This window comes from Pseudoalteromonas sp. XI10 (genome assembly GCF_001469895.1).
Classification (GTDB): Bacteria; Pseudomonadota; Gammaproteobacteria; order Enterobacterales; family Alteromonadaceae; genus Pseudoalteromonas.
Genome location: NZ_LOPY01000037.1, coordinates 17,528 through 41,077 on the forward strand (window position 1 = coordinate 17,528; position 23,550 = coordinate 41,077).

Below are 23,550 nucleotides of genomic sequence, written 5' to 3' on the forward strand. Positions count from 1 at the left end.
TCAGGTTATTACCGACACATAAGTAAGTAGCAAAATGAAATTTGATATTAAAGAGCAAGACTTAATCATCAAGCCCTACAATCAAGAAGGGCCAATTTATATTCGTGAGCAAAAGGGGTATTTCCAACGTATCCGCCGTTATTTAGGCTGGGTGCTAATGCTGACGTTCATTGCCATTCCGTGGATCCCCTATGATGGCCGTCAAGCTGTATTACTCGACGTAGCAAGCCAAAAATTTACTTTATTTGGCTTAACGCTATTACCACAAGATTTTATGATCTTAGCCATGTTATTTATGACAGGGGCGTTTGCTTTGTTTTTCGTCACTAACTGGTTAGGTCGTGTCTGGTGTGGTTACACTTGCCCGCAAACAATTTGGATGCTGATGTTTACTTGGGTCGAACATAAAGTGGAAGGTAACCGTAATCAGCGTATTAAACTTGATAAAGCTGATTGGTCAGTGAGTAAATGGCAAAAGAAAATCACTAAGCATGCAGCTTGGCTGGTGATCTCTTTGCTTACATCTATGTCATTTATGGCTTATTTCATCCCTGCTAAGTCTCTATACATGAGCTTATTTACCTTAGAAATGTCTGGGATCGTCAGCTTTTGGGTATTCCTGTTCGCTTTTTGTACCTATGGCAATGCGGGATTCTTACGTGAAAAAATGTGTACTGTCGCATGCCCTTATTCACGTTTTCAATCAGTAATGTTTGATAAAGACACGTTAGTTGTTACCTACGATCAAGCGCGAGGGGAGTCTCGTGGTGCGCGTAAGCGTAAAGCCGATCCTAAAGAGTTAGGCTTAGGTGACTGCGTAGACTGTAACTTATGTGTTGAAGTATGCCCAGCCGGTATCGATATTCGTAATGGCTTGCAGTATGAATGCATAAACTGTGGCTTATGTATTGATGCGTGCGATAGCACTATGGAAAAATTCAACTATCAAAAAGGCCTTATCAAGTACGCCTCTGAAAAACAAATGGAAGGCAAAACGACCAATCCATTTAGACTAAAACTGCTTGGCTATGGTGGTTTAACAGCGCTGTTTGTCGTTGGCATGGTTGTGTGGATGGCAATGCGTACACCTATTGAGGCTTCTGTCATTCGTGACCGTAATGCCCTGTACCGTGTTAATTTTGAAGGCTTAGTAGAAAACCCATATACCTTATCAATTATCAACAAAACACAGCATAGCTTAAGCTATTCAATCGGTATCAGTGGTATCGAAGAAGCAAGCTTGCAGGTGCCTGAAACGATAACTGTTGAGGCAGGTCAGATGAAACGTGTGCCTGTCACTGTGGTTGCTGATGGCTACGAACTGAAATCGAAAGTAACGCCTATCAGTTTTCATATTCAAGCATTAGAAGATGCTGATATCTCAATAACTAAAGAAACTAAGTTTTATCGAGATTAACCTCAATCACGGCTCTAGAAACGACAATGGCTTGTTTTTAACAAGCCATTTCTGCAAATTCGAGCTGCTTCAGCACATAAGCCTTAGCGCTGTCTAAATCATCAAATAAACAGTCCATTATTTGAATCGGCGATTGCGCTTGTGCAATGATGCGTTTCATCTGATTAAGCACAATAGACGAGCTAAACATATAAGCAGTGGCTATACAGTTAGTGCCTTGCAGGGCACGAAATAAATGCGTGAAACCACGTTCTGCATCAGGGGTGGTAGCAAGTAATTGGGTAGAATGACTAATATATGCCCACGGCTTTCCAGCTAAAGCAGAAATATGCTTTTTTAAATCGACTGCAAAGTCATTGACTAAACGTGCGTTAATATTACCAGAAAATTGTCCAATAATAATTTGACCATCGGTGATGATACTGACACTGCCATAGTGATTCTTAAATTCCAATTTGCTTCCCTTTTGAATTAAAAAGAGCGCGAATTTTATACAATTCTATGTATGTGTCTAGTTATTTAGTATACAAATTTCAAAAAACATAACTTTTTCATTAAATTTGTATATATTTGTATTTTATCTAACTATTTAGGTTTGAGGTGAATAAATCATTCACCTCAGATTTAAAATATAACTAACTATTCGTTAACAATATAGTTCAAAGCACCGGTAATTGAGGCTACTTGTGCATCAATACAAATTTCGTCATCGGCCTGTGGGCTATCAGGGTAAACCTCTGTTGTTGTGACATATTCTGCATCGGTTAAGCCCATACATAACCCCAGTTTTTTCGCTTGGTAATTAATTACACCAAATTGAGTTTGTGGCACACCAATCAACTGGTTATTCTCATCACTTGGTGCGATGTGGGTTACTTTTTCAACTGATTTTATAATCGCTGTTTGAAATGCATCATGCGGGCGCTCGCTATCAGCAACAAGATAAAAGCCGTCTGGGATGTTCCAGTTATCGTGGGTCGTTGCATCACGTGCTGCTAGCGCAGGGCGAAACTCACTATTATCAGTGTCAGTCGTCTCATGTAAGTCAATATGCACATAAGGTGCAATAGCGTTGTCGGCTAAATATCGCATAATTGCTGCTGACTCTTCAGCTGGGCTATCTGCATAGAAAGAGCGATTTGGATCCGTGGCATTTGGATTCCAGCGGTTAATCGTTTCATAACCCCATGGGCTGATACACGGAGCCACTAAAATATTAAAATCAGCAAAATAGTCTTTGGCACTTCTCTTAGCAAATGCTAAAGCACCATGCACGCCACTTGTTTCATAACCATGAACACCACCGGTAACCAGCACTACAGGTTTATCAGCTTGCCATTGCTTGCTCTTTAAAATGTAAAGTGGGTATTTGTCGCTGTCGTAACTTAATGCGCCATATTGCTCAATATTGAAATCGCTTGATAAAGAGTCTAGTTGCGATACAACATCATCTAAATAGCTACGCTTTACTGACTGTAATTCAAACCATGCTTTCTTATCTTCTTCGTTCCACGGCTTACCTGGGGTTCCAATAGGGTAACTCATAAAATACCTTGTTGTGACTTGCTGCAAAACGCCAAGCTTATCTAAGCTGTTAAGCTGCTGCAACTAGATAAGCTCAGTAGTAAAGTTACCTTGCTCGTACAGCTTTGCATGATGGTGCTTATGGGTCTCAAATAAGTACTTACGCAGTGCATCTTCACCCTGACACACTTTCACTATCTTTCCGGCAATTCCTTTGCTGGTCGTTCGTATAGGCTTTACGCTAAGGATAACGTGTTCTTCACTAGGTAAATTAAATGCCAACAGTATCTCTTTATTAAGATCTGGTGATTGACGCTTTGGCTTGAGTAACACGCCTGTGCTTGATAAAGACAATATTTGAAATTGTTCTGTGTGTATTTCGAGATCAGGCGTACGCCAGCTGCGTTCAATACCTTTGGTATCTATTACTTCTGGTGCGCTAAGTACAGGGATCAGCTGGCCATTCTCGTCCTTGGTAAATTCAAGCGGAAACCACAACTGGTAAATTCCTACTTCAGCAAGTAGTGTCAGTTTGGCATTGGTAAGTAAGCCGTTTAATTTATCAGGCAAATTAAGCCTAACAGACATTTTTGTGTCGGTTGGATCGCTATCAGTCCGTTCAGCCTCGAATAAACGGTTGAAAAAAGAGAGTTCTTGTTCGGATAAATGTGCCATATAAAGCTCCTTTTAAAGCACGCTTACTTATATGTATCATAAATTGTTCAAATTATGCACGTATAATGAGCATTAATTGTGCCAGCTGCTTTGTGATTTCTTTTGCGGCGTATTTCACTTACACTGATAAAAAAACTAACAAGGATTTTATTTTGTCGAGCCTGACTGGTGTAAATAAAAGTTTAGTGATATTTGCTGCTTTAGTCGTTGTTTTAGCGGGTATTAAAGCTGCAAGTGTGATTGTTATCCCATTTGTGTTGGCAGCCTTTATTGCCATTATTTGTAATCCCTTAATTCGTTTCTTTGCCAAATACGGTATCCCTAAAGGGATTGCTGTTGTGTTTGTGATGTTGATGATTGTTGGTGTAGGGATAAGCCTTGCCGGGTTGGTTGGGCAATCGATGACCGATTTCTCTGAAAAGCTGCCTGAGTACAAAGCACAACTAAAAGAAGAGTTTGTCTGGGTGGTTAATGTTGCAGCGAGTTATAACATCCTGATTGATAAAGAACAGATTATTTCTTTATTTGATCCGGGTAAAATGATTGATGTTGCAACCAACATGCTCACAGGCCTAGGTGGCGTGATGGCGAACCTGTTTTTGATCATCCTAACCGTAGTGTTCATGTTGTTTGAAGGACCTATGCTGAGTAAAAAAGTGCATTTAGCACTGGACGATCCTGAAATGAAAATGCAGCAGGTTGACCGATTCTTAGATTCAATTAATTCTTATCTGGCTATTAAAACGCTGGTTAGCTTAGGCACAGGTATGCTTGCAGGCTTTATGCTTTGGGCTCTTGATGTTGATTATTTTATACTTTGGGCTGTAGTGGCCTTTATGCTTAACTACATTCCTAATATTGGCTCTATCATTGCCGCTGTGCCTCCTGTGTTACTTGCTTTGATAACCCAAGGCCCACTGGTTGCAGGGTTTATTGCTGGTGGCTATTTAGTTATAAATACAGTAATGGGTAATATCGTCGAGCCACGTTTTATGGGTAAAGGGCTGGGTTTATCGACGCTGGTGGTGTTTTTATCCTTGATTTTTTGGGGATGGCTGATGGGGACCGTGGGTATGCTGTTATCAGTTCCATTAACCATGATAGTTAAAATAGCCTTAGAGACTAGTCAAGAAGGGCGATGGCTTGCTACCTTGCTTGGCAATGGCGAAGAGCTAAAACTTGAAGATTAAAAAAGGCGCTTAAGCGCCTTTTTATCTTTCAAAATGATTCAGTGTTACTGCGGATTGGTATTATTACTTTAGAGGTTGCTGTAAAACCTGCACATGGTTTTTTAGGATCTCAATTTCACATTGCTTATAGGCAATAGCGGCTTTTGTACCATTTGGCATTTTTTGTAAATAACGCCAACGACAGCTGTCCTCTAAATAACGTTCTTGGTTCTTGATGCTGCGATTAAAAATCGGTAGCAATTGGCTGTTACCGGTATCTTCTTTGATTTTCTCAAGATCCATAGTGAGCTTATTAATCCACATCTTTTGGTCACGCTGAATATCGGCGATAACTTGATCAAGACATTGAATATAGCGTTTTGAGTCATCGGTATTGTTGCTTGCAAGCTCACACGTTTGCTCTGCTTGAGCCTGCGATGGGCTTGCAATTAAAGCTAAAAAGAAACCCTTAACGAGTATTGATGTTTTATTTTTTATCATGGTAATTAAACTCTAATATAAACTCAGCACCGGCTAGTTTCTCTGCATCTTTAATGGTTAATGTGCCATTATAAGAGTTGACTAAATCCGACACGATAGCCATGCCGACACCATGGCCGCTTTCGTAGGTATCGAGTCTGGTACCGCGAGTTAGTAATGATTCACGCTTGTGCTCAGGAACACCTGGGCCATCATCACTTATACTGAGCGTTAACTTTTTGTTCTGCTTAACCTTTATATCGACCTGTGAACGGCAAGCTTTACAGGCATTATCGATTAAATTACCAAGTAGTTCCATCAAATCTGTTTTATCACCTAAGAAATAGTCTTTTTCGCTGACCTCTGAGGTAAAAATAATATCTTTGTCACGATAAACCTTGCTCATCGCGCTTAGGATTGAATCAATAACAGGCTTGATATGAGTTTGTTTCTTCCAAGTGTCAGAAGCACCTGTTGCAGCGCGCTTTAACTGGTGTTCGATCATCACATTAATACGGTCTAGCTGCTCTTGTGCATCCGCATCATTGGCCAATGGGCTTGATTTAAGCACTGCCAAAGGTGTTTTTAATGCATGAGCAAGGTCGCTTAATGACGCGCGATAACGCTCTTTTTGGCGCTGCTGCGATTCAAGCAATAAGTTTAAATCGGCTTTAATGGTTTGTAGTTCAACTGGGTAAAGACCTTTAATTTGTTGGTTATCACCCGACTCAATGGCTTTAATTTCTTTATCGAGTCGTTGCAGTGGCCTTGCGCTCCAAACAAAACCAATTGCCATTAGCGCAGCAATGGCCACACCCATGACATACATCCAATTTACTAGTGTTTGCTTAAAGCCATCCATCAGCCTCAGTAGGGCATCATTGCGCTTTAATAGAATAAAACGTGCATGCTCTGATTGGTCAATGTTTTCTAAAATAACAGTAAGCGTTAATTGCCAGTAAACAGTATTGTTGTATTCAACACGGCGAAAGTCAGCAGAGCCTGCGGGGGCTTCAAAGTTATCAGGAATAAAGTTGATATTGGTCGCCGATTCAGAGTACCAAACCGGCAAGTCACCGCGATAAACCATTGCATAGGTATCTGAGTTTAGTCGGTTTAGCTCTGGTGTTAAGATAGTACTTGGCATAACGATGCCGCGTTCAGTGAAATCAACTTCAGAGATTAATGAATATAAGTGAGCTTCGAGGGTTTTTTCGGTCGCTTCGACCAACGAGGCGTAGTAAGCCTTACCAATTGAGAAAAACAGAATTGGTAGGGCGACTAATAAAACAAAGACAAGGATAAATCCTTGCCTTACTTTAAGCGGTATTTGCGATGCTACCACTGACTTTTAAGCCTATAACCACGGCCGCGTAATGTTTCAACTGGGTTAAGGGTACCATCAGGGTCAAGCTTCTTACGTAAACGCAATACGAAAACTTCAATAACGTTTGAGTCAAGGTCGAAGTCTTGGTCGTAAATGTGTTCTGTTAGTTCAGATTTAGAAATTACCTTTTGTGGATTAACCATTAGGTACTCTAAAACTTTGTATTCGTATGCTGTTAAGCTAAGTTCTTTATCGTTTACCCATACTTGCTGTGAGCGAGTATGAATTTTAATAGGGCCAGCTGTCATTTCTGGGTTTGCTTTACCTGCGCTGCGGCGGATAAGTGCATTACAGCGGGCAATTAGCTCTTCAACGTGGAAAGGTTTAGTTAGGTAGTCATCTGCACCAGCATCTAAGCCTTCTACTTTATCTTGCCAACGGTCACGTGCCGTTAAAATCAAAATAGGAATAGTAATACCTTGTGCACGTGCTTTGGTAATTAATTCAATACCATCTACTTTCGGTAAGCCTAAATCGACTACCGCCATATCTAGCGGGTATTCGGTAATATGGAATAAACCAGCTTCACCATCGTGACAAAGGTCAACGCTGTAACGCTCTTTTTCTAGGGCATTACGAAGGTTATCTGCTAAGTGTAAATCATCTTCAATAACTAAAATTCGCATTCTTAATCCTTTTTCACTTCGCCAGTCTTTTTGTTCACATGGACATCAACCACGTGGCCGTTCGTTTTTAAAATTCTTACGGTAAATACTTTATCTTGCTCTGTGATTTTTAGGGTTCGGCCGTCTTCAGATTTTTTGGCGATCGTCACAGCCTGCTTTTTAGTCACCTGTTGGGCTTGTTTCTTATTGGCATCAGCATGAAAGCTTGATAATGCAAATAAAAGACTAAAACTGAAGGCTAATAATATGCGCATGACGGGGAACTCCTAAACCAGACCCATTTAGTTTAATTAACCAATTAACTAAAATTCAAGTAATTACGTTAAATTCTGTAATTCAATAGCCAAATCTTAGTTAATAAGCCGTGAACAAACACTGAATTATTGATTCAGTTAAGTTCAGAGGTTAACCAAATACTTTTTTATATGGTTTTACTACTGAGTTGTCGTAAACACCCGCAGCAATATACGGATCGTTTGCAGCCCATTCGCGTGCTGCTTCTAATGACTCAAATTCAGCAACCACTAATGAACCAGTAAAACCAGCTTCAGCTGGGTCTTCACTATCAATGGCTGGTAATGGGCCTGCCGTAAATAAACGATTTTGATCGTCTAACTCTTGAAGGCGTGCTAAGTGAGCAGGGCGTGCAGATTTGCGAGCTTCTAAACTATTTTCAACATCAGTTGAATAAATCATATACAGCATGGTGTGTTCTCAATGTTATTTTTAAAAAATAGTAGCATATTCTAAGCAATAGACGAGAGATTATTCGCGTAATAATCTTTACACAACCCCATATAACTTTAACTTATAAAGCTTGAAATACGCGGTGTAACACTGGTAGAGTCGCTGGGTTGAGAAAATAATAATAAGGTTTTTAAATGAGCGAAAAACGCGAGCATTTTAGCTCCCGCCTCGGTTTTATTTTAGCGGCAGCCGGTTCTGCTGTAGGTATCGGAAACTTAGTAGGTTTTCCGGTTTCAGCTACAAAAAACGGCGGTGGTGCTTTCCTTTTAGTCTATGCATTGTTTGTCATTTTCATCTGTTTGCCAGTGATGATGGCTGAAATGGCCATGGGTCGTAAAGCGCAAAAAGATCCACTTGGTTCATACAAATTTTTAGCGGGCAATGATCCAAAATGGAACTTTGCTGGCTTTTTAGCCGTATTAACGCCATTTATGATTGCTGTTTTTTATATGGTGATCACAGTATGGATTTTCGGTTATTTATCGCAAACCGCTTTTGGTAATCTAGATGCCTTGGCCCAGCCAGATAACTTTGGCACTTTTATCAATAGCTACACCGTGTTTGGTTACATGGCCGTGGTTGCCATCATCGTTAACTTGATTTTAGTGGGTGGTGTTAAAGAAGGTATTGAAAAAGCGGCTAAGTTTATGATGCCAGCTTTATTTGTACTACTCACTGCATTGGTTGTATACGTACTAACTCTTGATAACGCAATGGCAGGTGTTAAGTACTATGTTGTGCCTGACTTTTCAAAAATGGATGCCAGCGTATTAAATGGTGCATTAGCTCAAGCGTTTTTCTCGTTGTCACTGGGTATGGGTATCTTAATGACCTATGCATCTTATATTTCTAAGAAAGATGACATTGTTGGTAGTGCAAAAATGGTTGCAGTTACTGACTCGATGGTGGCATTTATTGCTGGTCTAATGGTGCTTCCAGCTATTTTCAGTTTTAACCCAGATACTGACCCAAGTACTTTATCTGACTCGTCAGTATCGATGATTTTTGTATACCTACCAAAAATTTTATTAGCGTTACAAGCTGATATTGGTTACGTGGGTGCATCAATTGTTGCGTTTGTATTCTTCTTACTTGTCTTTTTTGCTGCAATTACGTCACTTGTATCAATTGTAGAAGTGCCAACAGCAACATTAAGTGACCGCAAAGGTATCAGCCGTAAAAAAGCACTGGCTATCTTAACTTTATCTACAGGTGTATTGACTGTGCTGTGTACCATGTCATTTGGTATGGTTGACTCGCTTACAAAGTTTGTTAGCTATGGCGGTGGCGATAAGAGCTTATTTGATATCGTTTATGATGTGTTTTACGACACGATTTTACCGCTTAATGGTTTAATGGTGTGTTTATTCGTTATGTATCGTTGGAAAAAAGCGAACTTATCGGCAGAGCTAAGCCAAGGCTGTGACGGCTATATTGGCAGCTTCACAGAGAAGTATGTGAACTTCTCGCTATCAACGTTTATCCCTGCCATTTTATTACTAATCTTTGTAAATACGGTGGCGACTAAGTTTTTTGCATTTAGTATTTTCGGATTTTAAAAACCAGTTCAATACTTAGCCGCGCACTTTGCGCGGCTTTTTTATGCCTACTTTTATTATTTTAAAAGGCCCCGGCATCAAGCACATCACCCAAGCCTAGGGTAAACATCCAAAGTCCCCATAAGCTGTGTTCAATTACACACACGAAGGTCGAGCGGCTTTGCGCATACGTATAAGAAAAAAGCAGCCCCCCTAAAAATGCCAACAGTACTGCCAATACATTTGCATAGATAATGTGAGCCAACGCAAACACTGATGCGCTGACAATAATACGCACTGTTTTACTTGGCATAATGCGTTTGTAGCGATGGAAAAAATAGGTTCTAAAAATAAGCTCTTGCGGCATCACCGATAAAATGGGGTAGAGCAATAACAACATTAGCCAATCGTTAAATGAGTTTCGTGGCAGTGAAAACCAGTTTTCTTGATTCATGATGCCGTAAAACATTCCAGAGAATAGCGCCCCTAAAAAGAAGAAACTAAATAAGCGACGTTTTACCGCACTAAATTGCCCAAGGCTTGTTAAACGAAAGCGTTTAAAATGGGGATCAGATAAAAGCAACATGCCGCACACGGCCATTAAAATAATAAGGGCAGGAATAAGCCAGTTAGCGAGGTAGGCACGAAGAAAGAAGCCTAATAGCGGCAAAGAAACAAATATGAGGGTAAATTCAAGCCAGCGGTATTGGTTAGCGTTCAATGTCGTCTCAGCGTGTTTTTTGTTTACGCTAACAAGCTAAGACGACAGATTTATGACATTAAGATTGCTTTGGATCTTTCTCTTCGTCATCTTCAGGTAAGTATTTGAATAGGGTGATGATCGTTGCTAACACGCAAACAAAAGTAATGCCCATTAAGCCAAACACTTTAAAGTTAACCCAAAAGTCGAGCGAGAAGTTATAAGCAATGTAGATATTCAGCGCCGAGATACCAGCAGTCACTGCAACCCAAAACAGGTTAAGCTTATTCCAGAGCGCTTCAGGTACGTTGATTTCTTGTTTACTCTCAGAGGCATTTTCTAAAATCGAGCTAAGTGCTTTTTTCACTAGGTTTTTGCCAAGTACATAGCGGCTTACTAACAAAGTAACACTGAAAATGGCATATACAATGGTGGCTTTCCATTTAACAAACTGCTCATCGTGGAACACTAAGGTGAGGGTGCCCAACACCACAGCTATGGCAAAAAACACCCAGTGACGGGTTGGCACTTTACCATCTTTAAAATAACAGTAAGCAACTTGAATTAAGGTGGTTAGCATCAGCAAGGCTGTTGCCCAATAAATATCAACTAACTTGAAAACCGCAAAAAATAAAATCAGCGGGATGTATTCAATGATCGCATGCATAAATTTATAAATGCTCTAATTTAAAAAGATACTGGGTTGTATCAAGTTATCGTGCAAGATACAAGGTTGACTTAGCAGCCCTGAAAGCTTAGCCTCCCGAGCCAATCTGGCCTAAACCTGCGTTTAGGTTGTTTTACCTTATCTTTTTCCGCTTAACCTCAGATGATTGAGCGGCGTATTTTGGAGCACTTTTTATGAATAAAGCCGCGTTAGTATCGCAAATGGCTGCCCACAGTGAATTAACAAAAAAAGACACACAAGCTGCCTTAACCAGCATGTTAAATGCTATCGAAAAGTCTCTTTCTGAGGGCGACCAAGTGCAAATTAATGGCTTTGGTACGTTTGCTCTGAGTTATTACCCAGCACGCAAAGGGCGCAACCCACAAACCGGTGAAGAAATTGAAATAGAAGGCGCTAACAAGCCAGTTTTTAAACCTGCTAAAGCACTCAAAGACGGTTTATAAGCAGGATTTGCAAAGCGGGTGTAGTATTTACAGAGCATAAATAGAACACCTGAGAATTTATTCAATATTTTCAATCTATTAAGTTTGGCATGTTGTCTGCTGTTAATCGTTTAGGTTTACCTAAATAAGGAGATAACATGTCAAATTTAAATAGCCAACTTAATGGTAAAAAGATTGCCATTCTTGCAACCAATGGTTTTGAGCAAAGCGAGCTATTGTCACCACGAAGCGCATTATTAGAAGCTGGTGCACTTGTCGAAGTTGTGTCACTTGAGCGTGGCGATATCACAGCATGGGATGAAAACCAATGGGGTGAGCGAGTCAGTGTTGACCGTGTAGTCAGCGAAGCTGACTCTGCAGAGTATGACGCGTTACTTTTGCCTGGTGGTTTATTCAACCCAGATACGTTACGTCAAGATAGCGAAGCAAAAGCCTTTGTTGATGGTTTTTTCAGTGCCGGTAAAAACAAACCTATCGCCGCGATTTGCCACGGTCCATGGTTATTAGCCGAAATTAACAAACTACGGGAACGCAAAGTAACCTCATACCCAAGTATCAAAACAGATTTGATCAATGCAGGAGCTAATTGGGTTGATCAAGAAGTATGTGTTGATGAGGGTATAGTCACAAGCCGAAGCCCAGCCGACCTGGAAGCCTTTAATCGTAAGTTTATCGAAGAGATTAAAGAGGGTGTGCACCGCCATCATTAACCATAAATTGTAAGCACAAAAAAGGGCCTTTATGGCCCTTTTTTAAGTAATAAAACAAACTTACTTTGTAGCTGCTTTCATACTGGCTACAAACTCTTTTAAACCAGTTAGCATTGCTGCTTGATCATCAAGGTTTGCCTCGATGATTTTAACAACCGCAGAGCCTGAAATCGCACCAGCAGCTCCTGAATCGAGTGCTGACTTAACATCTTCTGGTGTTGATACACCAAAACCAAGTAATGCCGGTGCAGCATGGTAATCTTTTAGTTTTTTAACTAATGAATCTGCTGGCATTTGTGCCTTGGTTTCTGTGCCTGTTACACCTGCGCGCGAAAGAAGGTATGTGTAACCACGACCATATGATGCACACTCTCGTAAAGTGTCATCATCAGCATTCGGTGTAGCAATAAAAATTGGATCGATGCCATTTTTCATCGCTGTTTGGCGAAATAGCTTTGACTCATGTAGCGGCACGTCAGCCACTAAAATTGAATCTACACCGGCCTCTTTAGCATCTTGATAAAATTTTTCGATGCCACGCTTAAACACTAGGTTTGAATACAATAATAGGCCAATTGGAATATTGGCATTGTACTGGCGCACTTGCTTAATGATATCAAAGCAATCTTGGGTATTGATGTTTTCATCAAGTGCACGAATGTTGGCCGCTTGGATCACCGGGCCATCTGCAATCGGATCTGAAAAAGGAATACCTAGCTCAAGGGCATCGGCGCCGCCATCAATTAAGCTTTTGATGATTTCTACGCTCAGTGCTTTATTAGGATCGCCAATAGTGACAAAGGGTACAAAAGCACCTTGGTTGGTTTCATTTAATGTGGCGAACAGTTGTCCGTAACGGTTAGTCTGGCTCATAGTGCGCCTCCTTCTGATAAAACACTGTGTACGTGAGCCAAATCTTTATCGCCTCGGCCGCTTAGGTTAACCACTAAAATAGTGTCTTCGGTTTGTTGCTCGGCATATTTAAGGGCATATGCTAGGGCATGGCTTGATTCAAGCGCTGGAATGATCCCTTCGTTTTTAGCCAGTAGTTGGAATGCTTCAAGCGCTTCAGTATCGCTAATTCCAACGTACTCAGCACGGCCAGTTTCATGCAAGTGAGCATGCTGTGGGCCAACAGCAGGGTAATCAAGACCTGCTGATACAGAGTAAGACTCTTCAATTTGACCATCATCATCTTGCATAATGTAGGTATAGGTACCGTGTAAGATGCCTTTTGTGCCTTTACATAAGGTGGCACCATGCTGGTGGGTGTCTAAGCCCTTACCAGCAGGCTCTACACCAATTAGTTTTACGCTTGGTTCATCAATAAAGTCTGTGAACATACCAATGGCGTTAGAGCCACCGCCCACACAAGCAAGCACAGCATCTGGTAATCGACCTTCAGCTTTGAGTACTTGTTGTTTTGCTTCTTCACCAATCATTTTTTGGAACTCACGTACCATGGTTGGGAATGGGTGAGGGCCTGCTGCAGTGCCTAGTAAATAGTGAGCGTCTTTATAATTTGCTGACCAGTCACGCAGAGCTTCATTTACGGCATCTTTTAAGGTGCCAGAGCCCGCTGTGACAGGAATAACCTCTGCGCCCATTAGTTTCATACGAAATACATTTGGTTGTTGACGTTCTACGTCTTTTGCACCCATGTAAATACGGCATTTTAAGCCAAGTAGGGCACAGGCAAGGGCCGTTGCAACACCGTGTTGGCCGGCACCTGTTTCTGCAATAACTTCTTTTTTACCCATGCGTTTGGTAAGGAGTGCTTGACCAAGTACTTGGTTGGTTTTGTGCGCACCACCATGGAGTAAATCTTCACGCTTTAAATACAGTTTTACCTTAGGGTTTTTAACTAAGTTACGTGTCAGTGTTAATGGTGTAGGGCGACCTGCGTATTCATTTAATAGTTTTTCAAACTCAGCCTGAAAAGCTGGATCGTTTTGTGATTTATTAAACTCTGCTTCTAGTTGCTTGAGTGCTGGCACAAGCAGCTGTGGTACAAACATACCACCGAATTCACCGAAATAAGCTGGATTTTGCATTCTAACCTCAATAATTTCTGATATGCGAAAACGCATTTTGTAATTTTGTTTGGCACTTTTTACCCGCTGACGCTTCAACGCCAGAATTTAGGTCAAGGCCGTTAGCACCGCGATAAAGCGCTGCATGAATATTCTCTGGATTCAAACCACCGGCTAACATAAACGGCACGGTTGCCGTCTCTAGCACAGACCAATCAAATGCTTCGCCTGTGCCGCCTTTTTGGCTTTTGCTGTAAGTGTCGTATAAATGGCGATCAACCCCTTCAAGCGGTTTAGGTAATTCGCCTTTAACTGCTTGGGCTTTCCAAATTTCACAGCCAAGCGGTAATTGCTTTCTGAGACTTTGAATATACTCGCTATTCTCATCGCCATGTAATTGCACGGCCGCTAATTTTAAGCTTTGCGCATAATCGATCACTTGTTCAAGAGGTGCATTGACAAACACACCTACATACGCGAGTGGGGCACTTTGCGTAACTTGCTTGGCACAGTCGATATCGACATAGCGCGGTGACTTAGGATAAAAAATTAAGCCACCATAAACAGCACCACTGGCGTAGGCTGCCATCGCATCTTGTGAACGGGTTAAACCGCACACTTTGTTCTCACCTAAAATCACTTTACGACATGCGGCTTCTAAGTCGCGCTCAGCCATCAATGAGCTGCCAATTAAAAAGCCATCACACAATGGCGCAAGGCGTTTTACATCTTTATGGGTATAAATGCCCGACTCTGAAATCACCACTTTGTCATTTGGGATAAGCTGACGTAAACGCTCTGTTGCTGCAAGGTCAGTACTTAAATCACGAAGGTCGCGGTTATTAATACCGATAAGGCTGGCATTAAGTGCAAGAGCACGGCTAACTTCTTGCTCATTGCTAACTTCAGTGAGCACCGACATGTTTAAAGAGTCAGCCACTTTGTGAAGCGCTAAATATTGCTCGTCATCAAGGACAGAGAGCATTAATAAAATGGCATCACCACCAGATAAGCGTGCTAAATAAACTTGGTACTCATCAATAAAGAAGTCTTTACAAATAAGCGGCTGTTCAACTTGGCTGCGCACATACTCAAGGTACTCATAGCTGCCTTGGAAATATTTTTCATCAGTTAGTACGCTCATACAGGTAGCGTACTTTTTATAAACCGATGTAATTTCCTCTAAATTGAATGGTTCGCGAATAAGTCCTTTTGACGGTGAGGCCTTTTTACATTCTAAAATAAACTGCGTACCGGTTGCTGCTAATGCGCCTTCAAAGTCTCGCTTGGTTGGCACAACCTCGCTAATGAATGACTCAAGCGGGCGCTGTGCTTTTCTTTGTTCTAATTCAATACGTTTGTCGGCAACAATTTTGTCTAACACGTTAGCCATGACTTACCTCAATAATTGCGTTCAATGTGTCCATCGCTTTGCCTGATGCTAATAATTCGCTTACTTGATCTGCGGCTGCTTTTAAATCACTTGCTTTATCGGTTAAATAAAGAAGAGCGGCAACGTTGGCTATAATGGCTGCGTTATGCGCCATTTCACCTTGACCTTGTAAAATCGCTAAGCTTGCTTTTGCGTTATATTCTGGGCCTTGGCCTGCTAGTTGTTCAAGTGAATAGTTTCCAAGACCAAAATCGCTCGCTGTTAGCGTGTATTCGCTCAGTTCACCGTTATTAAGTTCAACTACTTTGGTTGTCCCGTGTAAGGCAATTTCGTCAGTGCCTGCACCGTGAACCACCATAGCGCGTTTTGTGCCAAGGGTTTTTAAGGTTTCGGCCATTGGTAAACACAGCGATGGGTCATAAACACCAAGCAATTGCACCTCAGGGGCAGCAGGGTTGGCCAGTGGCCCTAAAATATTAAAAATTGTGCGGCTTTTAAGGGCCGTACGCACACCCATCGCATGGCGTACACCACTGTGATAATGCGGCGCAAATAAAAATGTAAAGCCAGTATTTTCTAAACAATGGGCAGCTTGCTCAGGGCTCATATCAATATTGATACCCAAGGCTTTAAGTAAATCCGCAGAGCCCGAATTACTCGACACACTGCGATTACCATGTTTGACCATGTTGATGCCCGCAGCGGCGGCAACAATAGCAGCCGTGGTACTAATATTAATTGTGTTTGAGCCATCGCCACCGGTACCACAGCTATCGGCAAGCAAGGTTTTGCTGGTTTGAAATGGCACTGCATTGGCGCGCATTGATGCCGCAGCACCGGCGATTTCATCACTTGTTTCGCCTTTTAGTTTTAGGGCGATAAGTGCTGCAGTTAATTCAATATCATTAAGCTTGCCATTCATGATGGCGTCAAACAATTCAGTTGCTTGCGAAAACGATAAATCTTGCTTTGCTAATAATTGGTTTAACTGGGTTTGAGTTGTTGCTTCCATGTTATTCCTCTACTGCACGCGTGCGGTTAAAAATTCAATGCTTTGCTGTAATAGCAATGCGCCATTCGGCGTTAAAATTGACTCAGGATGAAACTGATAGCCAAGGGCATTATCTTGTTGATGGTAAATTGCCATCGGAATATTTTCATAACAAGCAATTACTTCAACGTCATCAGGGACTTTGGTTGCCATTAATGAATGATAACGAGCAACCGGCATTTTATCGCCCATACCTGCAAATACTGGGTGCTCAGTCAACTCAATAATTGATGACTTGCCATGCACTGTTTCACCTGCATGACCAATAACCCCACCGTAGCTTTGTGTTAGTGCTTGCTGCCCTAAACAGATGCCGAGCATAGGGAAGCGGCCTTTACACAGTTCAATGAGTTCCATTAAACAACCCGCATCAGATGGTGCGCCGGGGCCAGGTGAAAGTACCAATAACACAGGTACGGTTTCTTGGCACATTTTGTCAAAGATGCTTTGTGCACTGATGTTATTACGGTATACCACTAACTGGCACCCTAACATAGAAAGTTCATCGACTAAGTTATAACTAAATGAATCAAAGTTATCTAAAAAGTAGATTTTATAGGCTGATGTTGTCGTCATTATTGTGCCTCGTAAGTCGATTGAATCGCAGTGATCACAGCTTGTGCTTTAGCACGGGTTTCATTGGCTTCTGATTGTGGATCTGAATCAAACACCACACCTGCACCTGCTTGTACGTAAGCCGTGCCGTTTTTAACAAAGGCAGAGCGAATAACAATACAGCTATCCATGGCGCCATCGCCCGTTAAATAACCCACTGCACCGCCATAGCTGCCGCGGCGTTTTTGTTCGGTTTGACGAACTAACTCAGCAGCGCGTACTTTAGGTGCACCCACTAAGGTGCCCATGTTCATACAAGCTTGGTAAGCATGCAGCGCATCGAGTTCAGGTTTTAAAGTACCCACCACGCGTGAAACTAAATGCATCACTTGTGAGTAGCGGTCTACTTTTAATAACTCTTTAGCGTGACGAGTGCCTGGTACGCTAATACGGGCTACATCATTTCGCGCTAAATCAACTAACATAAGGTGCTCGGCACGTTCTTTTTGGTCGTTACGAAGTTCAAGCTCAATGCGGCTGTCTAGGTCTGGATTAATTTGCCCGTTAGCAAACTTGCCACGAGGGCGAGTGCCGGCAATTGGGTATACCTCAACTTGTTTACTCTCTGCGCAATACTTGAGGGCTGACTCGGGTGATGCGCCGAATAACACAAAGTCTTCATCGCGCATGTAAAACATATATGGGCTTGGGTTTTGTTGTTTTAGTTGGCTGTAAGCATGAAGTGAGTCAGGGCAGGCGAGAGAAAAAGTACGTGATGGAACAACTTGGAAAATATCGCCATCAACGATGTTGTTTTTTAACTTGATGACATGTTCGCAGTATTGCTCGTCGCTAACATCAACAGAAATTGGGTTTGAGCCTGTTTGCTTTTGCCCTTGGTAGCTTTGTGCATTGTCACATACGGCATTTAAACGCTCTAACTGTTGACCAACCTCAAAGCAATTAGCATGGACTTCAGGGCCGTTAAATACATTGCCAATTAGCTCGGTTGTTTTTGCTTGATGGTCGATGACAACTAATGTTTCGGCGAGGTAGAAAACATAATCTGGGCAGCTGTTTTCGCCGTCAGGCACATCAGAAAGAGTTTCGAAATTAGCAACCATATCATAGGCAAATACACCGCCTAAGAACACAGAAAATGGGTTATCTGTGGTGCTTTTAATACTATTAATACAGCTACGTAGCGCGCTAAATGCGTTATCTGCTACTAATTTACTGGCTTCATCAATGTCGCTTGCTACCTCGTTGTAGGTTAACGTTAATGTGTCTTCTACAAGCTCAGCAGAGCAGTTTTGCACGTGAGTTTGTAAATAAGGCAGTAATTGTTTGCCGTTATTTGACTGTGCAGTGAGTGTGACCTGTTTGCCTTGGCAAACAATACGTAGCGCTGAGTCAACCAAAATTAGACTTTTTACACTGTCTTTAGAATCAATTTCAGCAGACTCTAACAGCAGTGAATTAGGCTTATCGAGTAAACTGTATAACGCAAGTGGGCTACTGATGTAGTCGCGCACTTGAGTGATACTGGTTACTTCACCCGGTGTCGTTGTTATATGACTAAAAATCAAACCTCATTCTCCCTCATTCCCAAAAACTCTTTAAAAAACAAAACCCCGCGAAGCTATGCTTGGCGGGGTTCGTATAAAGATGCCTATAAATTAGATAGACCCTTACCGTCCCGCTAAGCCAGGCGCCACCACCAATGATGTGTAAGAGTTGCTATGTAATTCATTATAAAACCTTAAAATTTAGATATAAAAAAACCCGCTACATGAGCGGGTTTTGAAATCGTTAGACACGACAATTCGTCACCCGCTAGTTACGAGTGCCACCACCAAATTGTGATTTGAATTGTTTTGTTCATTGTTATTTCTTATTTAACGTGTCTGAAAGTGCATACAGTAAAGCGTACCTAAGCCGATACTGTCAAGCATTAATTTACATATTAATACGTGTTGGGCATTTACCTCTCGTAATTACCCATTTATGTGGGTATATATGCCTAACCTAAAAAGATAATCACGCCCTGGCACTAAATTTTTGTTATACTCACATCATTGATTCAAGAACTTACGTAAAGCAGTCTTTCCCTTTGATAAAATACGATTTACATAGCCACACCACATACTCAGATGGTCAGCTATCAGTCGAGCAATTGTTACACCGCGCGGTTGAGAAAAACATAGATGTATTTGCAATTACCGATCACGACACATTAAATGCGATAAAACCAGCTCGCCAAGTCATTGCAGATGATAATTTACCGCTTAAATTAATTGCTGGCGTTGAAGTATCAACAAAATGGGAAAGCTTTGAAATTCATATTGTTGGTTTAAATGTTGATGATGAAAATGACGCACTGTTGTCATTGTTACAGGCACAGCAAGCCAAGCGTGAAGAGCGTGCTTTAGAGATAGGTCGTAGACTTGCTAAAAATGGTTTTGAAGGCATTTACGACCAAGCAAAAACATTTGCCGAAAACGCACAGATCACACGGGCGCATTTTGCCCGTGCACTGATTGAACGTGGTGTAGCTAAAAACTTCCCGGGGGTATTTAAAAAGTACTTAGGGCGAGGAAAAACAGGATATGTACCAAGTAGTTGGTGTGATATGCAAACCGCAATTGCTGCCATTCACCAAGCCGGTGGGGTTGCCGTTCTTGCTCATCCTGGGCGTTATCAAATGTCTAACAAGTGGCTACGTAAGTTAATTATTGAGTTTAAAGACGCAGGTGGCGATGCGATGGAAGTTGCACAACCACAGCAAGCACCCAGTGAGCGCCAGTTTTTAGGTGAACTGAGTCGTGAATATGGCTTACTTGCGTCACAAGGGTCAGATTTTCATTTTCCGACCAGTTGGTTGGAGTTAGGTAAAAATTTATACTTACCAAAAGATTGCCAAGGGGTTTGGCAAGCATGGGAAGGGCAATAGGAGCGTGTAATGAGTCAGTTTTTTCATATTCATCCAGATAATCCGCAACCACGCTTAATCAGCCAAGCGGTTGATATTATCAAGCAGGGCGGTGTTATCGTATACCCAACCGATTCGGGTTATGCACTTGGCTGTAACATTGGTAATAAGCAAGCAAAAGAGCGCATCGAGCGTATTCGTGGTATTGAAAAACACCATAACTTTACTTTAGTCTGCCGTGACTTATCAGAGCTATCTACTTATGCTCGCGTTGATAATCAGTTATTCAGATTGATTAAAAATAACACTCCTGGACCTTATACGTTCATCTTTAAAGGCACTAAAGAAGTACCAAAGCGTTTATTAAACGAAAAGAAAAAAACCATTGGTATTCGTGTTATCGAACACCCAATCACCTGTGCTTTATTGGCTGAATTAGGTGAGCCGTTAATGTCGTGTTCTTTAATTTTACCGGGTGAGCAATATACCGAGGCTGATCCTGATGAAATTCGCGATCGAATTGAAAAGCAAGTTGATTTAATTATTCATGGTGGTTATCTTCCTGAACAGGCAACCACAGTAATTGACTTGTCGGATGATGATATCGAAATCTTACGTGTGGGTTGTGGTGATACTAAACCATTTGAGTAGAGACTTAATTGACTAGCCCAGAGCTTGACGCCCCAGATAATTTACAAGAGCCAGTACAGCAAAAGCTGCCACTGGCTTTTTTGCATGGCAAAGCGGTGGTTGATAAACCTGAAGACTTATACATTCCACCCGATGCATTAGAGATCATTTTAGAAACCTTTGAAGGTCCTCTCGATTTACTTTTGTATTTAATCAAAAAACATAAACTCGATGTATTAGAGCTCTCTATTTTTAGTATCACAGAGCAATACGTTAGTTATGTTGAAATGATGAGCGAGTTTCAGCTTGAACTGGCTGGTGAATACCTTGTGATGGCGGCGTTATTAGCACAAATTAAATCACGATTATTACTACCAAAACATGAAGAGCTTGAAGAGGAAGAAGATCCACGAGCTGAGCTTGTAAGACGTTTACAAGAATACGAACAATTTAAAAAAGCCGCCGAAAATCTTGATGAGATCCCTCGCGAAGGCCGCGATATTTTTATTGCCGAAGCGCTGGTACCAGAATTGAGTGAGCGTGAGGTACTGTTACCTGACGTTGACATGAAAGACTTGTTAGTTGCGCTAAGCGACGTTATGGCCCGAGCTAAAACATTTGAACACCATCATATTACCGCAGAAGCCTTATCGACCCGTGAACGCATGAGCTTAATCTTAGATAAACTCTCAGAAGCTCAATCACAGTTGCCTTTTAGTACTCTTTTTACGGTAGAAGAGGGCAGAAGTGGTGTTGTCGTTAGCTTTATCGCAATGTTAGAGCTGGTGAAAGAAAACCTGATCAGCTGCTTTCAGGTAGATGCCAATAGCCAGATTTATGTTGGTTTGGTGGAAGAAGGCGAATAGCTGAAAGTTAATAGTTTTAAGCTTTAAGCGGTAAGTTTTAAAGGCAGTAGATCAATTATTAGAACTGCGTCATTACTAGTTGAGGGCCTGATAAATATATCAGGACGCCAGCAATTTGCGATTACTCAGTTCTTGTCGTTATGTTCCGACTCATTCTATAAGGATATTTATGTCAAAAGTAACGTTGAAAGGGTTTATTTTAGTTCCTGAGTCTGACTTAGAGAACGTTAAATCTCAGTTGGTGACTCATAGGCGTCTTACCCTAGAAGAGCCTGGTTGCATTACTTTCAGTGTTACTGAACATACAGAAATCCCACTTCGCTTTGATGTATATGAAGAATTTATAGACAAATCGGCATTTGAATATCATCAGCAAAGAGTTAAAAACTCTTTATGGGGTAAAGTAACCACTTGTGTTGAGCGACATTACGAGATCTTTGAGTCATCACCAGTTAAGAAGTAGAGAGTCACGAAAGTTTGCTTCATATGCGAATAAAAACACTTAACTTACAGAGTGTTAAACAATTGCACCAGGCCTCAGTACCTGATAAGTTGGCTTTCCCCATTTTGGGGTAAGCCTACTATTAAGGAAAATATAATGAAAAAGTTAGGAATGGTACTGTTATCTCTCGCGGCATTTGGAGCCTCAGCTGCAGAAAGCTTGCAATTAGACCTTAACCTTTATTTGAATAATCAACTTGTAAAAACGCACGCTGTTAAAACTGAAGAAGACAAAACTCAAACAGTGACTGCAGATGATATTCTTAAATTTGATGTAACCCCTACGTTGAACGAGCAAACTGTGACACTAACATCAGCACTCTATAAATTTGAAAATGGCTCTTACAATAAATTTCAAGAACCTAAGTTAATGGTAAACCTTAATGAACCTGCAACGATTGAGGTTGGGACTGAGGGTGTTGAAGTGTATAAGATTGAAATAACAGCAAGTAAAATATAATTGTAATAGCATCTTTTATAGTTTCTTATAGCGGCTAACTTTAGTGTGCTCCAATTAGTTAGCCGTCTATATTTAGGTATGCACTTGTAAAAATAGGCATGCTCTAAGTAGCATCATTTACAAATAGCTTTAAGTTTCAGCCATATTCAAATTTTTAAGGAAACCAGATGCAGAGTAAACACTTTACAATCAAAACCATGACCAAAAAGGAAGTCGAACTCATGATTGATTGGGCGGCAGCAGAAGGTTGGAATCCAGGCCTTAATGATGCAGAGTGTTACTTTGCAGCTGATCCTGAAGGATTTCTTGTTGGTTTTCTTGGCGATGAGCCTATCGCTACAATTTCTGCCATTAATTATCACGATGCATTTGGCTTTATCGGCTTTTACATTGTTAAACCTGATTACCGTGGTAAAGGTTACGGAATACAAATTTGGAATGCTGCGTTAAAGCGCCTTAAAGGGTTGAATATTGGCCTTGATGGTGTGGTGGAACAGCAAGAAAACTATAAAAAGTCTGGTTTTAATCTGGCCTATCGCAATATCCGTTTTGCAGGAGTAGGTGGTGGTAGTTCACCACAAAATTCAGATATTGTTGATCTTAATGCCGTGCCATTCGAAATTATTGACGCATACGAACAGGCTTTTTTCCCAGTAAATAGAGCAAACTTTACTAAAGCATGGTTAAACCAACCCCAGAGCGACGCTTTGGGCGTAATGAGCAATGGGGAATTGGCAGGGTACGGGGTAATTCGCAAATGCCAGAATGGCTTTAAAATTGGCCCTTTATTTGCCGACTCACCAGAATTAGCTGAATCTTTGTTCCTCGCTTTAAAATCTAAAGTGAGTGCATCTGAAGCTATTTTCCTTGATACGCCAGAAATCAACCAAGCTGCTGTTGCTTTAGCACAGAAGTACAACATGCAGGTGTCGTTCGAAACCGCCAGAATGTATACCGGCGAATGTCCGAGCTTGCCATTAAACCGTATTTTCGGTGTGACTTCTTTTGAAATTGGCTGAGTTAAA

27 protein-coding genes are annotated in these 23,550 nt (G+C 41.3%); 11 read left to right on the forward strand and 16 right to left on the reverse strand.

Annotated elements, in window-relative coordinates:
* Nucleotides 1-34 precede the first annotated feature (34 nt).
* Complete coding sequence (gene ccoG / locus AUR67_RS07205) at nucleotides 35-1,417, forward strand: cytochrome c oxidase accessory protein CcoG (protein ID WP_058584757.1); 1,383 nt, start codon at nucleotides 35-37, stop codon at nucleotides 1,415-1,417.
* Nucleotides 1,418-1,454: 37 nt separating this feature from the next.
* Here the strand turns inward: ccoG and AUR67_RS07210 are convergent, their stop codons facing one another.
* From AUR67_RS07210 to AUR67_RS07220, 3 genes are all read right to left on the reverse strand, one after another.
* Nucleotides 1,455-1,871 carry a hypothetical protein gene (locus AUR67_RS07210; RefSeq protein WP_058584758.1) on the reverse strand — a complete coding sequence of 139 codons (417 nt, stop codon included), beginning with the start codon at nucleotides 1,869-1,871 and terminating at the stop codon, nucleotides 1,455-1,457.
* Nucleotides 1,872-2,056: 185 nt separating this feature from the next.
* Complete coding sequence (locus tag AUR67_RS07215; protein ID WP_058584823.1) at nucleotides 2,057-2,962, reverse strand: M14 family metallocarboxypeptidase; 906 nt, start codon at nucleotides 2,960-2,962, stop codon at nucleotides 2,057-2,059.
* A 63-nt stretch (nucleotides 2,963-3,025) separates the two neighbouring features.
* Nucleotides 3,026-3,616 (reverse strand): hypothetical protein, encoded by a 591-nt coding sequence (locus AUR67_RS07220; RefSeq protein ID WP_058584759.1) that lies wholly within the window; start codon nucleotides 3,614-3,616, stop codon nucleotides 3,026-3,028.
* Nucleotides 3,617-3,768: 152 nt separating this feature from the next.
* Here AUR67_RS07220 and AUR67_RS07225 point away from each other — a divergent pair, with 152 nt between their 5' ends.
* Nucleotides 3,769-4,806, forward strand: a complete 1,038-nt coding sequence (locus AUR67_RS07225) for an AI-2E family transporter (protein ID WP_058584824.1) — start codon at nucleotides 3,769-3,771, stop codon at nucleotides 4,804-4,806.
* A 63-nt stretch (nucleotides 4,807-4,869) separates the two neighbouring features.
* Here the strand turns inward: AUR67_RS07225 and AUR67_RS07230 are convergent, their stop codons facing one another.
* From AUR67_RS07230 to AUR67_RS07250, 5 genes are all read right to left on the reverse strand, one after another.
* Nucleotides 4,870-5,286 (reverse strand): hypothetical protein, encoded by a 417-nt coding sequence (locus AUR67_RS07230; protein WP_058584760.1) that lies wholly within the window; start codon nucleotides 5,284-5,286, stop codon nucleotides 4,870-4,872.
* Nucleotides 5,273-6,610, reverse strand: coding sequence for an ATP-binding protein (locus AUR67_RS07235; RefSeq protein ID WP_058584761.1), 1,338 nt, complete (start codon nucleotides 6,608-6,610; stop codon nucleotides 5,273-5,275). The genes AUR67_RS07230 and AUR67_RS07235 overlap by 14 nt, the downstream gene beginning before the upstream one ends.
* Nucleotides 6,604-7,278, reverse strand: coding sequence for a response regulator transcription factor (locus tag AUR67_RS07240; protein ID WP_054552907.1), 675 nt, complete (start codon nucleotides 7,276-7,278; stop codon nucleotides 6,604-6,606). The genes AUR67_RS07235 and AUR67_RS07240 overlap by 7 nt, the downstream gene beginning before the upstream one ends.
* Before the next feature lie 2 nt (nucleotides 7,279-7,280).
* Nucleotides 7,281-7,532, reverse strand: coding sequence for a PepSY domain-containing protein (locus AUR67_RS07245; RefSeq protein WP_058584762.1), 252 nt, complete (start codon nucleotides 7,530-7,532; stop codon nucleotides 7,281-7,283).
* 151 nt (nucleotides 7,533-7,683) lie between these two features.
* Entirely contained in the window at nucleotides 7,684-7,983 is a 300-nt protein-coding gene (locus AUR67_RS07250) for a YciI family protein (protein WP_058584763.1), read from the reverse strand.
* A 176-nt stretch (nucleotides 7,984-8,159) separates the two neighbouring features.
* On the opposite strand from AUR67_RS07250, the gene AUR67_RS07255 reads away from it, so the two are divergent.
* The gene (locus AUR67_RS07255; protein WP_058584764.1) at nucleotides 8,160-9,584 is read left to right on the forward strand and encodes a sodium-dependent transporter; all 1,425 of its coding nucleotides are present in this window, start codon (nucleotides 8,160-8,162) and stop codon (nucleotides 9,582-9,584) included.
* 61 nt (nucleotides 9,585-9,645) lie between these two features.
* Here AUR67_RS07255 and AUR67_RS07260 read toward each other — a convergent pair whose 3' ends face one another.
* Entirely contained in the window at nucleotides 9,646-10,284 is a 639-nt protein-coding gene (locus AUR67_RS07260; RefSeq protein ID WP_058584765.1) for a type II CAAX prenyl endopeptidase Rce1 family protein, read from the reverse strand.
* Between the two features lie 58 nt (nucleotides 10,285-10,342).
* On the reverse strand, nucleotides 10,343-10,930 hold the full coding sequence (locus AUR67_RS07265; RefSeq protein ID WP_054561224.1) for an inner membrane-spanning protein YciB: 588 nt from the start codon (nucleotides 10,928-10,930) through the stop codon (nucleotides 10,343-10,345).
* Nucleotides 10,931-11,124: 194 nt separating this feature from the next.
* Between AUR67_RS07265 and AUR67_RS07270 the strand changes: the two genes are divergently transcribed.
* Nucleotides 11,125-11,394: an HU family DNA-binding protein gene (locus AUR67_RS07270; protein WP_054561225.1), complete on the forward strand. Its 270-nt coding sequence runs from the start codon at nucleotides 11,125-11,127 to the stop codon at nucleotides 11,392-11,394.
* A gap of 137 nt (nucleotides 11,395-11,531) precedes the next feature.
* Nucleotides 11,532-12,104 (forward strand): type 1 glutamine amidotransferase domain-containing protein, encoded by a 573-nt coding sequence (locus AUR67_RS07275; RefSeq protein WP_054561226.1) that lies wholly within the window; start codon nucleotides 11,532-11,534, stop codon nucleotides 12,102-12,104.
* A 60-nt stretch (nucleotides 12,105-12,164) separates the two neighbouring features.
* Here the strand turns inward: AUR67_RS07275 and trpA are convergent, their stop codons facing one another.
* The 6 genes from trpA to AUR67_RS07305 are packed head-to-tail and all read right to left on the reverse strand — an operon-like array spanning nucleotide 12,165 to nucleotide 18,725.
* A complete protein-coding gene (gene trpA / locus AUR67_RS07280) occupies nucleotides 12,165-12,977 on the reverse strand; it encodes a tryptophan synthase subunit alpha (protein ID WP_058584766.1) in 813 nt (270 codons plus the stop codon).
* On the reverse strand, nucleotides 12,974-14,158 hold the full coding sequence (gene trpB, locus AUR67_RS07285) for a tryptophan synthase subunit beta (protein ID WP_058584825.1): 1,185 nt from the start codon (nucleotides 14,156-14,158) through the stop codon (nucleotides 12,974-12,976). The genes trpA and trpB overlap by 4 nt, the downstream gene beginning before the upstream one ends.
* Before the next feature lie 7 nt (nucleotides 14,159-14,165).
* Nucleotides 14,166-15,530: a bifunctional indole-3-glycerol-phosphate synthase TrpC/phosphoribosylanthranilate isomerase TrpF gene (trpCF, locus tag AUR67_RS07290; protein WP_058584767.1), complete on the reverse strand. Its 1,365-nt coding sequence runs from the start codon at nucleotides 15,528-15,530 to the stop codon at nucleotides 14,166-14,168.
* Nucleotides 15,523-16,542: an anthranilate phosphoribosyltransferase gene (gene trpD, locus AUR67_RS07295; RefSeq protein ID WP_058584768.1), complete on the reverse strand. Its 1,020-nt coding sequence runs from the start codon at nucleotides 16,540-16,542 to the stop codon at nucleotides 15,523-15,525. Before trpD ends, trpCF begins: the two co-directional genes overlap by 8 nt.
* Before the next feature lie 9 nt (nucleotides 16,543-16,551).
* Nucleotides 16,552-17,157, reverse strand: coding sequence for an aminodeoxychorismate/anthranilate synthase component II (locus AUR67_RS07300; RefSeq protein WP_058584769.1), 606 nt, complete (start codon nucleotides 17,155-17,157; stop codon nucleotides 16,552-16,554).
* Entirely contained in the window at nucleotides 17,157-18,725 is a 1,569-nt protein-coding gene (locus tag AUR67_RS07305) for an anthranilate synthase component 1 (protein WP_058584770.1), read from the reverse strand. The genes AUR67_RS07300 and AUR67_RS07305 overlap by 1 nt, the downstream gene beginning before the upstream one ends.
* A gap of 524 nt (nucleotides 18,726-19,249) precedes the next feature.
* Between AUR67_RS07305 and rnm the strand changes: the two genes are divergently transcribed.
* The 6 genes from rnm to AUR67_RS07335 all read left to right on the forward strand — a co-directional run bounded on the left by rnm (nucleotide 19,250) and on the right by AUR67_RS07335 (nucleotide 23,544).
* On the forward strand, nucleotides 19,250-20,089 hold the full coding sequence (gene rnm / locus AUR67_RS07310) for an RNase RNM (protein ID WP_055021150.1): 840 nt from the start codon (nucleotides 19,250-19,252) through the stop codon (nucleotides 20,087-20,089).
* 9 nt (nucleotides 20,090-20,098) lie between these two features.
* Nucleotides 20,099-20,719 (forward strand): L-threonylcarbamoyladenylate synthase, encoded by a 621-nt coding sequence (locus AUR67_RS07315; RefSeq protein WP_055021149.1) that lies wholly within the window; start codon nucleotides 20,099-20,101, stop codon nucleotides 20,717-20,719.
* An 8-nt stretch (nucleotides 20,720-20,727) separates the two neighbouring features.
* The gene (locus AUR67_RS07320; protein WP_058584771.1) at nucleotides 20,728-21,564 is read left to right on the forward strand and encodes a segregation and condensation protein A; all 837 of its coding nucleotides are present in this window, start codon (nucleotides 20,728-20,730) and stop codon (nucleotides 21,562-21,564) included.
* Nucleotides 21,565-21,733: 169 nt separating this feature from the next.
* The gene (locus AUR67_RS07325; protein ID WP_058584772.1) at nucleotides 21,734-22,027 is read left to right on the forward strand and encodes a putative quinol monooxygenase; all 294 of its coding nucleotides are present in this window, start codon (nucleotides 21,734-21,736) and stop codon (nucleotides 22,025-22,027) included.
* 135 nt (nucleotides 22,028-22,162) lie between these two features.
* A complete protein-coding gene (locus AUR67_RS07330; protein ID WP_058584773.1) occupies nucleotides 22,163-22,525 on the forward strand; it encodes a hypothetical protein in 363 nt (120 codons plus the stop codon).
* 167 nt (nucleotides 22,526-22,692) lie between these two features.
* On the forward strand, nucleotides 22,693-23,544 hold the full coding sequence (locus AUR67_RS07335; protein WP_058584774.1) for a GNAT family N-acetyltransferase: 852 nt from the start codon (nucleotides 22,693-22,695) through the stop codon (nucleotides 23,542-23,544).
* Nucleotides 23,545-23,550 lie beyond the last annotated feature (6 nt).

Bases quoted from the DNA above. Each gene is read 5' to 3' on its own strand.
- AUR67_RS07330 (WP_058584773.1), top strand. From the start codon at position 22,163: ATGAAAAAGTTAGGAATGGTACTGTTATCTCTCGCGGCATTTGGAGCC.
- trpCF (WP_058584767.1), bottom strand. From the start codon at position 15,530: ATGGCTAACGTGTTAGACAAAATTGTTGCCGACAAACGTATTGAATTA.
- AUR67_RS07230 (WP_058584760.1), bottom strand. From the start codon at position 5,286: ATGATAAAAAATAAAACATCAATACTCGTTAAGGGTTTCTTTTTAGCT.
- AUR67_RS07265 (WP_054561224.1), bottom strand. From the start codon at position 10,930: ATGCATGCGATCATTGAATACATCCCGCTGATTTTATTTTTTGCGGTT.
- trpD (WP_058584768.1), bottom strand. From the start codon at position 16,542: ATGGAAGCAACAACTCAAACCCAGTTAAACCAATTATTAGCAAAGCAA.
- AUR67_RS07315 (WP_055021149.1), top strand. From the start codon at position 20,099: ATGAGTCAGTTTTTTCATATTCATCCAGATAATCCGCAACCACGCTTA.
- AUR67_RS07270 (WP_054561225.1), top strand. From the start codon at position 11,125: ATGAATAAAGCCGCGTTAGTATCGCAAATGGCTGCCCACAGTGAATTA.
- AUR67_RS07240 (WP_054552907.1), bottom strand. From the start codon at position 7,278: ATGCGAATTTTAGTTATTGAAGATGATTTACACTTAGCAGATAACCTT.
- AUR67_RS07245 (WP_058584762.1), bottom strand. From the start codon at position 7,532: ATGCGCATATTATTAGCCTTCAGTTTTAGTCTTTTATTTGCATTATCA.
- AUR67_RS07255 (WP_058584764.1), top strand. From the start codon at position 8,160: ATGAGCGAAAAACGCGAGCATTTTAGCTCCCGCCTCGGTTTTATTTTA.
- AUR67_RS07215 (WP_058584823.1), bottom strand. From the start codon at position 2,962: ATGAGTTACCCTATTGGAACCCCAGGTAAGCCGTGGAACGAAGAAGAT.
- AUR67_RS07220 (WP_058584759.1), bottom strand. From the start codon at position 3,616: ATGGCACATTTATCCGAACAAGAACTCTCTTTTTTCAACCGTTTATTC.
- AUR67_RS07300 (WP_058584769.1), bottom strand. From the start codon at position 17,157: ATGACGACAACATCAGCCTATAAAATCTACTTTTTAGATAACTTTGAT.
- AUR67_RS07275 (WP_054561226.1), top strand. From the start codon at position 11,532: ATGTCAAATTTAAATAGCCAACTTAATGGTAAAAAGATTGCCATTCTT.
- AUR67_RS07325 (WP_058584772.1), top strand. From the start codon at position 21,734: ATGTCAAAAGTAACGTTGAAAGGGTTTATTTTAGTTCCTGAGTCTGAC.
- AUR67_RS07335 (WP_058584774.1), top strand. From the start codon at position 22,693: ATGCAGAGTAAACACTTTACAATCAAAACCATGACCAAAAAGGAAGTC.
- AUR67_RS07250 (WP_058584763.1), bottom strand. From the start codon at position 7,983: ATGCTGTATATGATTTATTCAACTGATGTTGAAAATAGTTTAGAAGCT.
- trpA (WP_058584766.1), bottom strand. From the start codon at position 12,977: ATGAGCCAGACTAACCGTTACGGACAACTGTTCGCCACATTAAATGAA.
- trpB (WP_058584825.1), bottom strand. From the start codon at position 14,158: ATGCAAAATCCAGCTTATTTCGGTGAATTCGGTGGTATGTTTGTACCA.
- ccoG (WP_058584757.1), top strand. From the start codon at position 35: ATGAAATTTGATATTAAAGAGCAAGACTTAATCATCAAGCCCTACAAT.